Genomic DNA, 14,769 nt, shown 5'->3' on the forward strand with positions numbered 1-14,769 from the left:
ATAGATATGAATGGTAAGCCAAAAAAACGCACAGATATAAGTATAAACCACATTCATACCTAAAAGAGGTTACAGAAGAAGATAATGTAGTTTACCTATACTATGAAATATTAGGGTTGTAAAACAAGATTGTGCAAAACAAACACTTATTTTGCACTCAATTTAGTTGTAGCCTAATACTTTAAATCAAACAAAATGAATCGAAAATTACTACTTAGTTTCTGGCTATTTTTTGGACTTATTGGCGTAGCCATAGCTCAGGATCAAGCCATTACCGGGCGTGTAACTGACTCCCAGGGAAGCCCTATTCCCGGAGCCAGTGTGGTGCTAAAGGGCCGCTCTATTGGAACCAATAGCGATGCTAGCGGAAACTTTAGATTAAATGCTCCATCCAACGGAACGATTGTATTCAGCTTCATCGGATTTGCAACGCAGGAAGTTGCTATTGGCAACCGTTCCATTGTTAATGTAACGTTGGCTGATGGAAATCAACAACTTGAAGAAGTAATTGTAACGGGCCTGGCTACGAGCGTGAAGCGCTCCAATGCCGCAAACGCGGTAGCCAGCATTGGAGCCAACCAGATTTCGGGCGTGACGAAACCCCAAACGGTAGATGGTGCCCTGAACGGTAAGATTACGGGCGTAAATATTACGGCCAACAGTGGTGCACCGGGTGGTGGCTTTTCGGTGAAACTGCGCGGTATATCGTCGGTAACACAAAACTCCGAACCGCTTTATATTATTGATGGTGTATATATCGATAACTCGCAGTTTGCGACAGGTGCCGGTACCAGTTCATTTAATGGAGCAACCGGACAAACCGCCGGAACCCAGGACCAGGCCTCAAACCGAATCGCTGATATTAACCCTGAAGATATTGAGAATATCGAAGTGCTGAAAGGGCCTTCTGCCGCTGCTATTTACGGGACACGGGCCAACGCTGGGGTTATTCTGATCACCACAAAAAAAGGTAAGAACGGCCAGACCGTTGTGAATTTAGGGCAGGACATTGGTTTTGCCGAAGTAAATAAATTTGCCGGAATGGGTGCCTCGCCGTGGACAGCCAGCACGCTTAGCGGCCGCAGTATTTTGGTCAGTGATGACAGAATGTTGCAGCTTTACAATGCAGCCGGGGGCGACAATGCCAAACGATACGATTACGAACGCGAAATTTATGGTCAGAAGGGACTGCTTCGCAACACGAAACTGAACGTGTCGGGAGGAACAGATAAATTGCGTTACTACGTGAATGGTAGCGTGTTGAGTGAAGACGGCGTGCAGAAAGCGACGGGCTTCAAACGGAATTCCTTCCGGGCCAACATCGACGCTAAGCTGTCGAACTTCGTTGATATTTCGGTAGGGTCGAATTTCATTAACTCCTCCTCCTCGCGCGGATTTAGCGGAAACGATAATAATGGCGTCTCGTTAGGGTACAACTTGGCTTATTTGCCACCCTGGCTCGAACAACATCGGAATGCCGATGGTACGTACCCGGCCAACCCCTTTACGGGCCAGAACGTTTTTCAGGTAGTCGATGAAATGCGTAACATTGAGCAGACCAACCGATTTATCCAATCATTGACCGCTAATTTTTATTTGCTCAACAAGAAGAATCACCAACTAAAATTCTCGGTGCAGGGTGGTTTAGATTATATTCTTGGCGAAGCTCAGGCGTATTCACCAAGCGATATGCAGTATTGGGTAAACGTGGGTAAAGGCTATTTTGGGGCTGTTCGGAACACGACCAACCGCAGTTTTAACACCAACGTTCAAGGCTTTTTGGTAGACAATCTGCAATTGGATAATGGCTTTAATTTTACGACATCGCTAGGAACAGTACGGCTTACCAACAGCCAGACGCAGTCGTATATTGAGGGGCGCGGTCTGAAACCCGGTCCAAACAAAAACCCGAACACAGCCGACACCCGCGTAACGGACACCTATCTGCTTGAATCGCAGGACGTAGGGTTTGTGGCACAGGAAGAAATCAACTGGAAAGATCGCATCATAGCGACTGGTGGTATTCGTATGGACAGGTCGAGCCTGAACGGAGACAATACTAAATTATACGCTTTCCCTAAAGCGTCGTTAGCCGTTAACGTAGCAAATTTTGATTTCTGGAAGTCGAAAGACTTAGTTTCATCACTAAAATTCCGGGCGGCTTATGGCCAAACGGGTCGCTCGGCAAGCTTTGGCAATACCTTCACGTCGCTGACTAACTACTCAATTGACGGGAAGTCAGGCGTAGCGGTGCCACAAATTTTGGGAAATGCCAATGCCAAACCCGAAACCGCAACCGAAATTGAGACGGGTGTTGACGTTGGTTTCTTCAATAATCGCCTGACCCTTGAAGCAACCTACTATGATAAACGCGTATTGAACTTCCTGTATCAATATCAGTTGGCACCCAGCACGGGCGCAACCCAAATCAACGCGTATCCAGTAGGTGACCTGAAAAATCAGGGTATCGAATTAAGCTTAAATGCGCAAATTATTAAGAAGCGGGGTTTCAACTGGAACTCGACGCTGAACTACTGGTTTAACCGCACGAATGTTACCCGGCTGGATGTGCCGAGCTTCACGGTTCCATCATCTGGGTTTGGTGGTTTTGGTACGAACCAGATTCTGAAACCAGCCGCCGATGGTACAACCTACTCGCCAACGGCCTGGTATGGTTCACCTTATGACGCCAATGGGAATCCAACGGCTTACAATGACTTCCAACCGAAGTTTAATCTGTCGTCTTACAACACGTTTACATTTCTGAACAATTTCTCGTTCTCGTTCCTGCTTCACTGGAGTTACAAGAACTACAATGCATCGTTGGGCCAGGAGTTGATGGACGAAGGCGGCACTTCGCCTGACTGGTCCAAAAATGATAACCTCTACAAAACAGACCGGGCAGCAGCGGGCCTCGGCGACGGGAGTGCCGTTAATGGTATCGCCCGGCAATACGGCAGCCCCGGCGTAACAACCCGTCAGTACGTACAGGATGCCTCATACGTCAAATTGCGCGAAGTTTCGTTGTACTATACCGTACCGAAAGCATCGTATGGTAAATTGTTTGGCAACGTGGTGAAGGGAATTAAACTAGGTGTATCGGGCAATAACGTGTTCGTCTGGACTAAATACGTGGGGTATGATCCCGAAGCATCACAGTTTGGTAACCGGCCTATTGGCGCGGGTGTTGACCTGCTGTCGTTTCCTGCATCGCGCCGGTTATTCTTCCACCTGAACTTTACGTTTTAATTAATCCAACGAACTGACATCATGATACGTACTAAATTTTCTACCTGCGTCGTACTAACTGCTCTGGTGAGCGGGCTGACGTCGTGCGGCTTTTTCAAGACGGATAAGCTCGTTGATCCCAATAACATTTCGGTCGCATCATTCGTCAATAACCCCACCCGCGACCAGGTTAACCTGCTGGCCGTTGGGGTGCAGGCTGTGCCTCGTACTGGCTATCTGGACCTGATTCGGATCACGTCGACCGTTGGGCGCGAAGGAATTAATTCAGCTTCGACTGATAACCGCTACTTCACAGAATTATTGGGTACCACCGCAGCCACATTTGGCGGAGCGACTGATCCCAATGGTATTTTCAATACCTACTATACCAGCTTTTCAAGTACGCGCCGGGTTGCTGAATTTTTCAATCTGGCTTGTCAGAGTGCAACAGCGTTGAGCGCTGCTGAGAAAGCAGGAGCCAAAGGATTTGCCCGTACCATTCAGGGCTGGGCTATGCTGGAACTGTTGAACATGCAGTATAAGAACGGTATTCGTTCGGGCTACACAGACCTGAATACGCCGGGCGATATGCTCAAGCCGCTCAAATTTACGGACTATGCGGGTGGCCTTGATCTGGTTATTTCAACCCTGAATGACGGAGCAACCTCGCTGGATGCAGCCGGAACCACATTCGCGTTTGCTTCGGCATTCACCAGCGGTTGGGCGGGCTTCACAACGCCTGCTACCATGAAGCAGGTGAACCGGGCGTTTGCGGCCCGTGCGTATATGTACAAGCAGGACTGGGCAAATATGAACACGGCTCTAAGCCAGTCGTTCTTAAGTCTGACGGGCAGTCTTACTGTTGGGCCACAACTCAACTTTGCCAATGCACAGAATGATACGCCAAATAGCCTGTTCCAGAATCCTGATGGCAACGGTGCACCTTATGTATTATTTGATGATATTGTAACGGGTGCCGAACCCGGTGATAAGCGCATTGCAACCAAAACGCGTAAACGTACCACCGCCCGCTCGTCAGGCGCTATTAGCTCAAGTTACGAGATTCAGCTATATGCCTCTAACGCGGCACCGATCAGTATAATCCGTAACGAAGAGCTGGTGCTAATGTCGGCGGAGGCCAAAGCCCAAACGGGTGATCTACCCGGTGCTACAGCCGCCATCAACGTGGTTCGCACAACGGCAGGTTTGGCCGCCTACAGCGGTGCCGCTACGAAAGACGCGCTCATTACTGAAGTGTTAAATCAGCGCAAATATTCTCTGTTGTTTGAAGGTCACCGCTGGTTCGATGCCCGCCGGTATAACTTGCTGACTACCTTGCCCTATAGCACGTCGCCGTATAAGGTATTCGATAGTATGGTTCGTCCCAATGCCGAAACGCAGTGGGAGTTAGCGAATCCGTTATAAGAATTGATTAGATGGAAAAGCGTCCGTCGGCATTAGTCTGACGGACGCTTTTTGTTATTACAGCAACCGGTAATTTCACGTTAACCGTAACGATCAATCAAGTCAGGGCGGCATACCAAATCCAGACAATATAGATTGGTTGAAACAGTAACCGCGACCAGATATACCAGGGCTTGGCTGGTAAGCCACCCGGCGCAGGTAGATTATTAAGGGCTACATTAACGTTGGCTGGGAATATAGCGATCAGTAAAATAATTAGCCCCCAAGCGGACCAGAAGCGAGTTTCGGCGAACAATAAGCTAAGGCTAAGGCCAATTTCGGCCACGCCCGATACTAAAACGAGCAGTCGGGCATTAGGCATAAATGTTGGAACCATGTACGTCAATTGATCCGGTTTCCGGAGGTGCGTCAGGCCAATCATCATGAACATAATGGTGGTGGCTAATAACGTATCATGATGCGTATCAAGCAGGTATGGCGTTTGGGTTAGCCAGCCAATTCCGTAAAGCAGTGCACCTATTGAAAGTAAACCCAAGAAGAAAGCCATAGTGTTAGTGCCGGTTGATTGATAAGCCAAAGGTCCGGCTCAGGTAGTCACTATCCACTAACATTTGTTAGGAAACCACCTCCCGACGAATCCGGCTCAGGCTTTCGGGTTCAATGCCGAGATAGGAAGAAAGATGTTTAATGGAAATTTTTTGTACCAAAATGGGATTTTGTTCCAGCAACTGAAGATAGCGCTGTTTAGCGGTACTGGTTAAAAATTGCACTTCACGGCTGGTTTTTCGTAAAAATGCCTGTTCGGCAATCAAGCGGCCAATACGTTCCGCTTTGTGCGACTGGTCATATAAATTCATCAAATTACTACGGCTGAACCGTAATGCTTGGACATCGGTCAGGGCTTGAACCGTGAACGCAGTAGGTTGACCCGTTAGAAAAGAGGAATACGCCGAAACGAAGTCGTGACTGAAAACGAAGTCGAGCGAAATGTCTTTTCCGTCGTCATTCAGAAAGAGCCGAACCATACCCTCCTCAATGTAATAAATGTGGTTTTCAACCTGGCCTGCTTGAATTAGGAAGTCGTTTTTCTGGTAAGTGACTGACTCCACAATGGGTGTAAACTGGCGCCAGTCGTCATCAGTTTGCGGTGATAGCGTATCGAGTCGCTGGCGTAATCGGTCAAGGTTGTTCATATGCTTTACAAACGAAAAGTGGGCGTTAGAGTTAGTCCCAACGCCCGATTTGATCTAATAACAGAACCATTTACTCGCCCGCCATTGGGTCAGAAGTTCCATCCGTATCACCCGTCACCGTTCCATGCGTAGGCAACTTAGCATCCCGAATGAATAACAAACCCGTCACGTGGGGAGCCACCATAGAGGTTCCACTCAACGTTGCATAGGTGCCGTCTTTGTAAGTCGACTTGATTCGAACCCCATACGCGCAGACATCTACACTGCTGCCGAAGTTGGAAAACGATGTACGCTGAAGACGAAATGGCCGTTGCGTCCCTTGTCCGTAGTGGCTATTTTTCTCTGGAAAGGCGAATAAATACAACGCGCCCAGCCGCTGGAAAGGTTGTTTCGGCTATGGGTGGACCATAGTGTCGATAAAATTGAGCTACCTGTTCGGGTGTCAATAAGTCGGTATATAAATTAATGCCAGCGAAGTTGTTCTTCCCTAGAAACGAATCTAGAAACTGCCAGTCCTGTTCCGTAAATGCCCGACTGGGCGTGAGCAGCCGGGGCCAGCCGTCGCGCAGAAAGGGCTGAATCTGGTCGGGATGCAAGCGCCCGAAATATTGTCCAACGCCACTTTTATCGTAAAAGCGCCGGAATGTAAAGACCGCATTTTGCTGTGTATAATAGGGGCAAAGTCCTTCTTTGTCGCCGACGCCATTTGCGCCAATTGTGCAGAACGGCCAGTCGAGCACAGCCACACCGGGTTGTTCCCGCACAATAGAACAATACCGCAGCAGACTCTCCGAGGCCACCTTGACCGGCACCGACAATCGTAAGGAATAGCCTGTATACCACTCCATTACTAAAAGTGCGACTACCAATATGTAGCCCACCTGGCTGGGCAATCGGCTGGGCCACTGAACGGGTAAAGCCAGCAGCATCAGTAGGACCGGATAAATCAGACTGGCTCGCCCGCCGTGTCGATTAAAGCTGAACCAGGGAAATACTTTCAATGTCGGAAACAGCACCGGATGATATAGCACACAAAGTAGTAACATCAGGACGATAGGGAGCCAAAGCGCAAGTCTATGCCGGATTTGCCACCAGCCAACGCCCGCTAGTATGACTATATATAAGCCGGGGCTACCTTGTCCGTAACTTTCGAATGTATCCCGTAACCACAGTTGATAGGGAATCGAATAACTGTCAATGCCGGGTAGATGCGGGAGCAACAATCGCGCCGGGTGCGACCAGGAAGGGAGTTCGGGCACAATACCAAAATCGAATTGCCAGGCCGTAAACGCAACTTGCAACGTGAGCGGTAAGTACAAATATAGACTGATGACAATCAGAAGCAGCCCGAACAGAACCCCCGCCTTGTTCCGCATAAACTCCTCCCGCACATAGCCGGTCGCCAGGTTAAACCAGTGCGCCTTTCTAAAGCGTTGAAACAGAACGACCGCTAACACCGGGAACACTAACGTTGTGAACGTTAACGCAAACCCCGCGACGTAGGCCAGTTCCTGCCCCAATACCAGAACGTGCAGCCCTATCCACAGCAGGATGTAAACCAGCGAAACGGTTTTTCGATTAAGTACATCCAGTAAAAGCCGGTAGGTTGCCACCATGCACAGAACCGTCCAGTGACCGACACAGACATTCATGTGAATAGGGAACTTCCAGAGCGCATAAAAATTAAAGACGGATACAATTAACCCGGCAACAAACGACTTTTTTAGGCCGAATCTGGCACGCAAAAGAATAAACGTTCCAACGGATGCGACGACCAGACTATAGACATAATAGTATTGAAGATAAGGCCCTGGCCCACCAGCCAGTCGGTAGCAGAAAGCATACCAGTAATCACGCTCGAAGCCCCAATCTAAAAAAACCTGATTGGTGCCGTAGGGATAAAATGTTTGGGTATTAGTTAGGTTAAGGTGAGGAAAAGGCCAGAGGGTGAGGTTCTTGCTGAAAAAATAACCGACGTATTCATACTGGTCGGTATCGGTGCCATCGGAGAGGGGATGCCGAAAGTCGCCCACAACCCAAGTCGTTAACCCAATCGTTATCAGTCCCAAACCAATTGTCCATAGCCAGTTAGTCAGATATACAGTATTTTTTGTTGGCGGAAAGGTAGGCGGGCAAACTTGATTCATTCGGGAGTTTGTACAGTCATCGACAGGGCCGATAGACAAAAGTCTTGGTAAACGCCTATTTTTGCAACTTAAATAGAACGGATTGATAATTCGTTCAGCCGCAAGGCTACTTTCAGATTCAACCGAATGGGTTTTCGAATCCGTTCTACTCACTTATGGCCGACTACAACCATTCTAAGATTGAAAAATACTGGCAACAGTTTTGGGACACTAACAACACGTTTAAACCAGAGCAGAATACAGCCCGGCCAAAGTATTACGTACTCGATATGTTCCCGTATCCATCGGGGGCAGGTCTGCACGTTGGTCACCCGTTGGGTTATATCGCGTCGGACATTGTCTCGCGCTATAAGCGGCTGAAAGGCTACAACGTACTGCATCCGATGGGATTCGACTCGTTTGGGCTTCCGGCTGAGCAGTACGCCATTCAAACGGGTCAGCACCCGGCTGTTACGACCGAACAGAATCTAACCCGATATATTGAACAGCTAAAAAATATTGGCTTCAGCTACGACTGGTCACGGGAAGTACGCACCTCTGACCCTTCGTATTATAAATGGACGCAGTGGATTTTTATGGAGTTGTTCCGTTCGTGGTACAACAAAGAAACCGACCGGGCCGAACCCATTGAAACGCTGCTGGAAAAATTCGCTACAAATGGTACGACCGATGTCAATGCCGTGTGCGATGAAGATGTTTCTACGTTTACTGCCGCCGAGTGGAACGCTATGTCGACACAGGAATCCTACGAGATTAGCCTAAAATATCGGTTGACATTTCTGGCGAATGCCGTCGTGAACTGGTGCCCGGCTCTTGGCACGGTACTGGCAAATGATGAGGTTAAAGATGGCGTTTCGGAACGGGGCGGCTACCCCGTAGAGCAGAAGCTTATGCGGCAATGGATGATGCGTATCACCGCCTACGCCGACCGCCTGCTGACAGGTTTAGACACCATCGACTGGACTGAATCCCTGAAAGAACAACAGCGTAACTGGATCGGGAAATCGGTGGGGGCGAGTGTGAAATTTCCATTGGCAACAGACAATCAGCGGTTTATCGACGTGTTCACCACCCGCGTCGATACGATCTACGGGGTTACATTTATGGTGCTGGCACCCGAACATGAACTGGTTTCGGAACTGACAACACCTGAGCAGCAGGAAGCAGTGGATGCCTACATTAATGCCGCTAAACTTCGCTCCGAACGCGACCGCATGGCCGATACAAAAGCGGTGTCAGGTGTGTTTACGGGCAGTTACTGCGTCAATCCGTTCAACGAAGAGAAAGTCCCCATCTTCCTGGCCGACTACGTGTTGGCAGGTTACGGTACGGGTGCGGTCATGGCCGTTCCGTCGGGCGATGCGCGTGACTGGAATTTCGCAACGCATTTTAATTTACCTATCGTCCCGATTCTGGATGCCCAGAAAGACATTGATCAGCAGGCCGATAACACCAAAGAAGGGCATTATATCAACTCGGGCATGATTAACGGACTAACGTACAAAGAAGCCACGCCACTCCTAATCGCTTGGTTGGAGGAACGGGGGTTGGGCAGAGGTAAAATAAACTACCGGATGCGTGATGCCGTGTTTAGCCGCCAGCGTTACTGGGGTGAACCCGTTCCCGTTTATTTCAAGGAGGGCGGTTCGACGGGTCGACTGCCCTACTTAATCGACGAGAGCGACTTACCGCTGGAGTTGCCCGCCGTTGACAAATACCTGCCCACCGAAACCGGCGAACCACCGCTTGGCCGCGCAGAGGATTGGAAATATAAAGGAAAGAGCAACGGCTCACGGTACGAATACGAACTCTCAACCATGCCCGGTTGGGCGGGGTCGTCGTGGTACTGGTATCGGTATATGGACCCGCAGAACGACAGCGAATTTGCGAGCAAAGAAGCCATCAACTACTGGCAGAACGTGGACCTCTATATTGGCGGCACCGAACACGCAACCGGTCACTTGCTGTATAGCCGTTTCTGGAATAAGTTCTTATACGACAGAAGATATGTACCGCAGGACGAGCCGTTCAAAAAGCTCATCAATCAGGGCATGATTCAGGGGCGATCAAATTTTGTGTATCGTTTCGTTGATACTCAGAATTATCAGTTGTTCTCAGAAAATGAAGAACTAAAGTCGCGCGGTCAATACAAGATTACCAACATTTTTGTTTCCTATGGAATATATAAAAAATTAGATGTTTTATCTGCAAGTGATGCTCGAATAGAATTTAAACGCCTTGTTCGAGAACAGTTAGGAAATGAGATAGCTGATAAGATCAGTGATGATCAACTCAATGTAAAGGATGGGATACCCGTTTCTAGTTTTTACATTGGAAGTCTCCATGTGGATGTAAATATTGTAGATAACGATATTTTGGACGTTGAAGAGTTTAAAAGAACTCGTACAGATTTGTCCGATAATCAACTATTATTTTTACTAGAAGAAGGCGAGTTTTATGTTGGGGCGGAAGTTGAAAAAATGTCGAAGTCGAAGTTCAACGTCGTCAATCCTGATATGATCGTGGAGAAATACGGCGCTGATGGATTGCGGCTTTATGAAATGTTCCTCGGGCCGCTCGAACAGGCAAAACCCTGGAATACAAATGGTATCGACGGTGTCCAGCGTTTTATTCGTAAATTCTGGCGGTTATTCTATAAAGATAATGCTGCCGGAACATCGGATGCTGAGTCGAGCAACTGGATTGTGACGAATGATCCAGCGACACCCGCCGAACTGAAAATCCTGCACAAAACCATTCAGAAAACGGAATACGATATTGAAACCTATTCGTTCAATACGTCGGTGAGTTCATTCATGATCTGCGTAAACGAACTGGCCGCTCTGAATTGCCACAAACGGTCTGTATTGCAGGATTTAGTCCTGTTACTGTCACCCTATGCGCCCCACGTCACGGAGGAGCTTTGGGCCGCGTTAGGTAACGAACCGGGCACACTCTCGAAGGCTGAATTTCCAAAATTCAACCCAAATTATCTAGTTGAGGATACGTTCGAGTACCCAATTCAAATCAACGGCAAAGTTCGCACAACGATTAGTTTCGCCATTGACCGGGCCCCCACCGATATTGAACGGGAAGTGCTGGCCGACGAGATTGTGCAGAGGTGGATGGAAGGTAAAACGCCCAAGAAAGTTGTTGTTGTGCCCAAGCGGATTGTCAACGTAGTTCTTTAAAAGCAAGTGGGGTCGGGTTTGAGAACCCGACCCCACTTCGACGCTAGCCGTAAATGCCCCAATCTCCTAAAGGGAGTTGGGCATTTACATTACGCGGCAATCGGTTCCAATTGCTGGGCTGCCAGTGCATCACGTACCTGTGCCGTAAGTGTGAGCGAGTATTTGCGGGCCTGATGATCATAAATAGGAGCCGTTATAATCAACTCATCCGCTTTTGTTTGCGAAATAAAACTCGCCAACCCGCGCTGCACGGTCTCAGGCGACCCAATGGCTGAACAGCGAAGCATCGGCTCAATGCCAGCCAATTCATAATCTGGCCAAAGCTCTTCCAAATTATCGACGGGAGGCTGCATTTGTCGGGCCTTTCCGCGCCGAATGTAAAGAAATTGCTGCTGCATCGACGTGAACAAACGCTGTGCTTCCTGGTCTGTATCGGCGGCAACGACATTGACAGCTACCATCGCATAAGGCTGTTTTAAGTACTCAGACGGTTTGAACTGCGTCCGGTAAACTTGCAAGGCACGCAGTAATTCTGCTGGCGCAAAATGCGAAGCAAAAGCATAGGGCAGACCAAGCATGGCGGCCAGTTGTGCGCCAAACAAGCTGGAACCCAGAATCCAAATTGGTACGTTCAGACCCGTACCCGGTATAGCCTGAACAAACTGGTTAGACTCGTCGGGCTTGAAATAGTGCTGTAGTTCAACGACATCCTGCGGGAATGTATCCGGACCAGTAGCATCGCGCCGTAGGGCTCGTGCGGTGGCCTGATCAGAACCGGGTGCCCGGCCCAGACCAAGGTCGATTCGGCCCGGATAAAGTGATTCCAGCGTACCGAATTGTTCGGCAATTACCAATGGGGAGTGATTCGGCAACATAATACCGCCAGACCCTACCCGGATGGTGTTCGTGCCACCGGCTACGTAGCCTATAACGACCGATGTAGCCGCACTGGCAATGCCCGGCATGTTGTGGTGCTCGGCTAACCAGTAACGATTATAACCCAACTGCTCGGCGTGTTGGGCAAGATTTAAGGTGCTGCGTAGGGCCTGCGTAGCCGAACTTCCGGCTATAATGGGCGAAAGATCTAGAACTGAAAAGGGAATCATAATACGTTGCTATGTTTAGTTACCCTATTTTTACGGCGTATTAGGCTGTAAACAGGGTGTTGAAGGCCAATTTCTTTTTCTTTATCAACAACGCGGTTTATCGGAACGGTTCCTGATTGTAATCCGCTTTTTCGTAATTACGGCCAATCGGCAGATATTCATTATGACCCTAAAACAACTTAGTGTACTTGCCCTCAGTTTTGGCTTGATTACCTGTTCGCCTAAAACATATACTAGCGTTTCGACTGGCAAGGCGTACGATTTCTTTAGCTATAAACCCAACCAGAAGGGAAAAATTTCGGCGCACCGGGGTGGGGGCGATCTGAAAGGTTATCCCGAAAACTGCATTGAATCGTTTGCGTATCTGGCTAAAAATCTGCCCGTTATCATTGAGTGCGATATTGACCTGACCAAAGACAGCGTGATGGTGATGATGCACGACGCCACTCTGGACCGCACAACCACCGGCACCGGAAAACTAATCGATAGAAATTACGCCGAACTTGGGCAGTACAGATTGGAAGATAATCAGGGTAACGTGACACCTTACAAAATTCCGACGCTGGAAGAAGTCCTGCGCTGGGGAAAAAACAAAGTGACGTTTACGCTCGATGTCAAACGTAACGTATCGTTTGCGAAAGTGGTAGACATGATTCATAAAACCGGCGCGAGCGATTATGTCGCCGTAATTACGTACAACGCTCAGGATGCCGCCAAACTCAATAAGCTCGACCCGAATCTGATGATCTCGGTGACCATCCGCAACCACGCCGAATATGACCGTCTTCATGAACTTGGCGTTCCCGATAATCGGATGGTTGCGTTCGTCGGCGTCAAAGAACCCGATGCGGAATTGTATACATTTCTCCATCAAAAAGGCATAGCCTGTATTCTTGGTACACTTGGCAACTTAGACAAACAGGCTGTGGCCAAAGGCGATCAGCTTTACAAAACGTTTGCTACAAACGGAGCCGATATAATGAGTACCGACCGTCCACTAGAGGTTTGGCAGGTGGTGAAGTAACTGAAAAGGGTAAGTTATGAGCGGCAAACGCTTACTGCCTAATAGCCGAATTCGTTAACCAAACGCGGCTGAATTACCCTATTCCAAAATAGACGCTCATTTAATGCACGAAAATTACCGCTGGAGAATTATTGCGTTGCTTTTTCTGGCTACGACGATTAATTACGTAGATCGGCAGGCGCTGTCATTTGTTATGACAGACGCCATCTTCAAGAAAACGCTGCTGGGCTTACCGCCTGATACCCTGCTGACAAACGAGCACCTGAAGCAATTTCGTATTCAGATGGGCTTGATCGATTCGGCATTTAAAGCAGCCTATGCCATTGGCTTTCTGTTAATTGGCTGGTTAATTGACCGGGTTGGTACGAAGAAAGGGTTTTCCATCGGCATAGCTGTGTGGAGCGTTGCCAGTATTGCTTCCGGCTTCATATCGACGGTTGGGCAATTTGCGCTGGTCCGTGCTGTGCTGGGTCTTGGCGAATCGGCCAACTTCCCATCGGCCATGAAAGCGATTGCCGAATGGTTTCCCAAGCGGGAACGCTCTACGGCAACCGGCATTTTGAATGCAGGCTCTAACATGGGCGTTATCACTACGGCCTTGCTGGTACCCTATCTGATGCAGCAGTTTGGCTGGCGGGCGTCGTTTCTGATTTCGGCGGTGCTGGGGGTGCTGATGCTCGTTATCTGGTGGATTAGTTATTCAAATCCCAAAGAAACCGGGGCTCTTTCTAAATCGGAATATCAATATATTACCGAAGGTCGGGAGGTGACCGACACGTCTGGGCTGAAAAGCCGATTTTCGTGGCTTCAGTTGAGTCGGTATCGGCAAACCTGGGCGTTCTGTTTCGGTAAGATTTTCGCCGATCCGGTCTGGTTTTTCTACCTCACATGGTTGCCCGACTTCATGCTGACGAACAATCAACTCGACCGGAAGCTGGATCTAAAGAATTTCGGTATTCCGTTTCTGATCATCTACGTTGTGTCAGATATAGGGAGCATTTTCTTCGGATGGCTGGCTACTCAGCTTATGAAAAACGGCTGGACTGAAAATAAGGCGCGCAAAGTAACGATGCTTATCTGCGCACTCGCCGTTACGCCCATTTACCTGATTCCGTCCGTGCATAGTTTCACTGGAGTCGTTGCCTTACTGGCGTTGGCAACGGCGGCCCATCAGGGCTGGTCGACCAATGTGTATGCCATGTCTACGACGCTTTTTCCCAGTGGCTCGGTTGCTACAGCTACGGGTATGGGTGGATTTCTGGGCGGCATGACCAGTATGGTTGTTGCGGGAGCCACTGGCTATGTGGTTGCGTCCTTTGGGTATAAGCCCATGTTTATTTTCGCCAGTTGCTCTTATCTGATTGGTCTGATCGTTATTCATTTAGTCATGCCCGTCCTGCGTTCGGTCGAAATAGACAATGAGCAATTGACCCCTGTGGCCTGAAAAATCAGAAT

Annotated in this window: 10 protein-coding genes; 5 read left to right on the top strand and 5 right to left on the bottom strand. The window is 48.9% G+C overall.

Going from position 1 to position 14,769, the window contains the following annotated elements; genetic code table 11:
• Positions 1–195 precede the first annotated feature (195 nt).
• Together ACFS25_RS11540 and ACFS25_RS11545 are read left to right on the top strand one after the other, a co-directional pair.
• Positions 196–3,249: a SusC/RagA family TonB-linked outer membrane protein gene (locus ACFS25_RS11540; RefSeq protein ID WP_381500225.1), complete on the top strand. Its 3,054-nt coding sequence runs from the start codon at positions 196–198 to the stop codon at positions 3,247–3,249.
• A gap of 21 nt (positions 3,250–3,270) precedes the next feature.
• Complete coding sequence (locus tag ACFS25_RS11545; RefSeq protein WP_381500230.1) at positions 3,271–4,653, top strand: RagB/SusD family nutrient uptake outer membrane protein; 1,383 nt, start codon at positions 3,271–3,273, stop codon at positions 4,651–4,653.
• A 97-nt stretch (positions 4,654–4,750) separates the two neighbouring features.
• Here the strand turns inward: ACFS25_RS11545 and ACFS25_RS11550 are convergent, their stop codons facing one another.
• The 4 genes from ACFS25_RS11550 to ACFS25_RS11565 form a co-directional block, all read right to left on the bottom strand.
• Entirely contained in the window at positions 4,751–5,200 is a 450-nt protein-coding gene (locus ACFS25_RS11550; RefSeq protein ID WP_381500234.1) for a DoxX family protein, read from the bottom strand.
• Positions 5,201–5,267: 67 nt separating this feature from the next.
• Positions 5,268–5,846: a Crp/Fnr family transcriptional regulator gene (locus ACFS25_RS11555; RefSeq protein ID WP_381500237.1), complete on the bottom strand. Its 579-nt coding sequence runs from the start codon at positions 5,844–5,846 to the stop codon at positions 5,268–5,270.
• Between the two features lie 70 nt (positions 5,847–5,916).
• Positions 5,917–6,210: a S8 family serine peptidase gene (locus tag ACFS25_RS11560; RefSeq protein ID WP_381500240.1), complete on the bottom strand. Its 294-nt coding sequence runs from the start codon at positions 6,208–6,210 to the stop codon at positions 5,917–5,919.
• Positions 6,179–7,993, bottom strand: coding sequence for a hypothetical protein (locus ACFS25_RS11565; protein ID WP_381500242.1), 1,815 nt, complete (start codon positions 7,991–7,993; stop codon positions 6,179–6,181). Before ACFS25_RS11565 ends, ACFS25_RS11560 begins: the two co-directional genes overlap by 32 nt.
• A 155-nt stretch (positions 7,994–8,148) precedes the next feature.
• Between ACFS25_RS11565 and ACFS25_RS11570 the strand changes: the two genes are divergently transcribed.
• Positions 8,149–11,184: a leucine--tRNA ligase gene (locus ACFS25_RS11570; protein ID WP_381500245.1), complete on the top strand. Its 3,036-nt coding sequence runs from the start codon at positions 8,149–8,151 to the stop codon at positions 11,182–11,184.
• 89 nt (positions 11,185–11,273) lie between these two features.
• On the opposite strand, the gene ACFS25_RS11575 is transcribed toward ACFS25_RS11570, so the two are convergent.
• Positions 11,274–12,290 carry an LLM class flavin-dependent oxidoreductase gene (locus ACFS25_RS11575; protein ID WP_381500248.1) on the bottom strand — a complete coding sequence of 339 codons (1,017 nt, stop codon included), beginning with the start codon at positions 12,288–12,290 and terminating at the stop codon, positions 11,274–11,276.
• Positions 12,291–12,453: 163 nt separating this feature from the next.
• On the opposite strand from ACFS25_RS11575, the gene ACFS25_RS11580 reads away from it, so the two are divergent.
• Both ACFS25_RS11580 and ACFS25_RS11585 read left to right on the top strand, forming a co-directional pair.
• Positions 12,454–13,314, top strand: a complete 861-nt coding sequence (locus ACFS25_RS11580; protein WP_381500250.1) for a glycerophosphodiester phosphodiesterase family protein — start codon at positions 12,454–12,456, stop codon at positions 13,312–13,314.
• Between the two features lie 103 nt (positions 13,315–13,417).
• On the top strand, positions 13,418–14,758 hold the full coding sequence (locus tag ACFS25_RS11585; RefSeq protein WP_381500253.1) for an MFS transporter: 1,341 nt from the start codon (positions 13,418–13,420) through the stop codon (positions 14,756–14,758).
• Positions 14,759–14,769 lie beyond the last annotated feature (11 nt).

It is taken from the genome of Spirosoma flavum, assembly GCF_042686045.1.
Taxonomy (GTDB): Bacteria; Bacteroidota; Bacteroidia; order Cytophagales; family Spirosomataceae; genus Spirosoma; species Spirosoma flavum.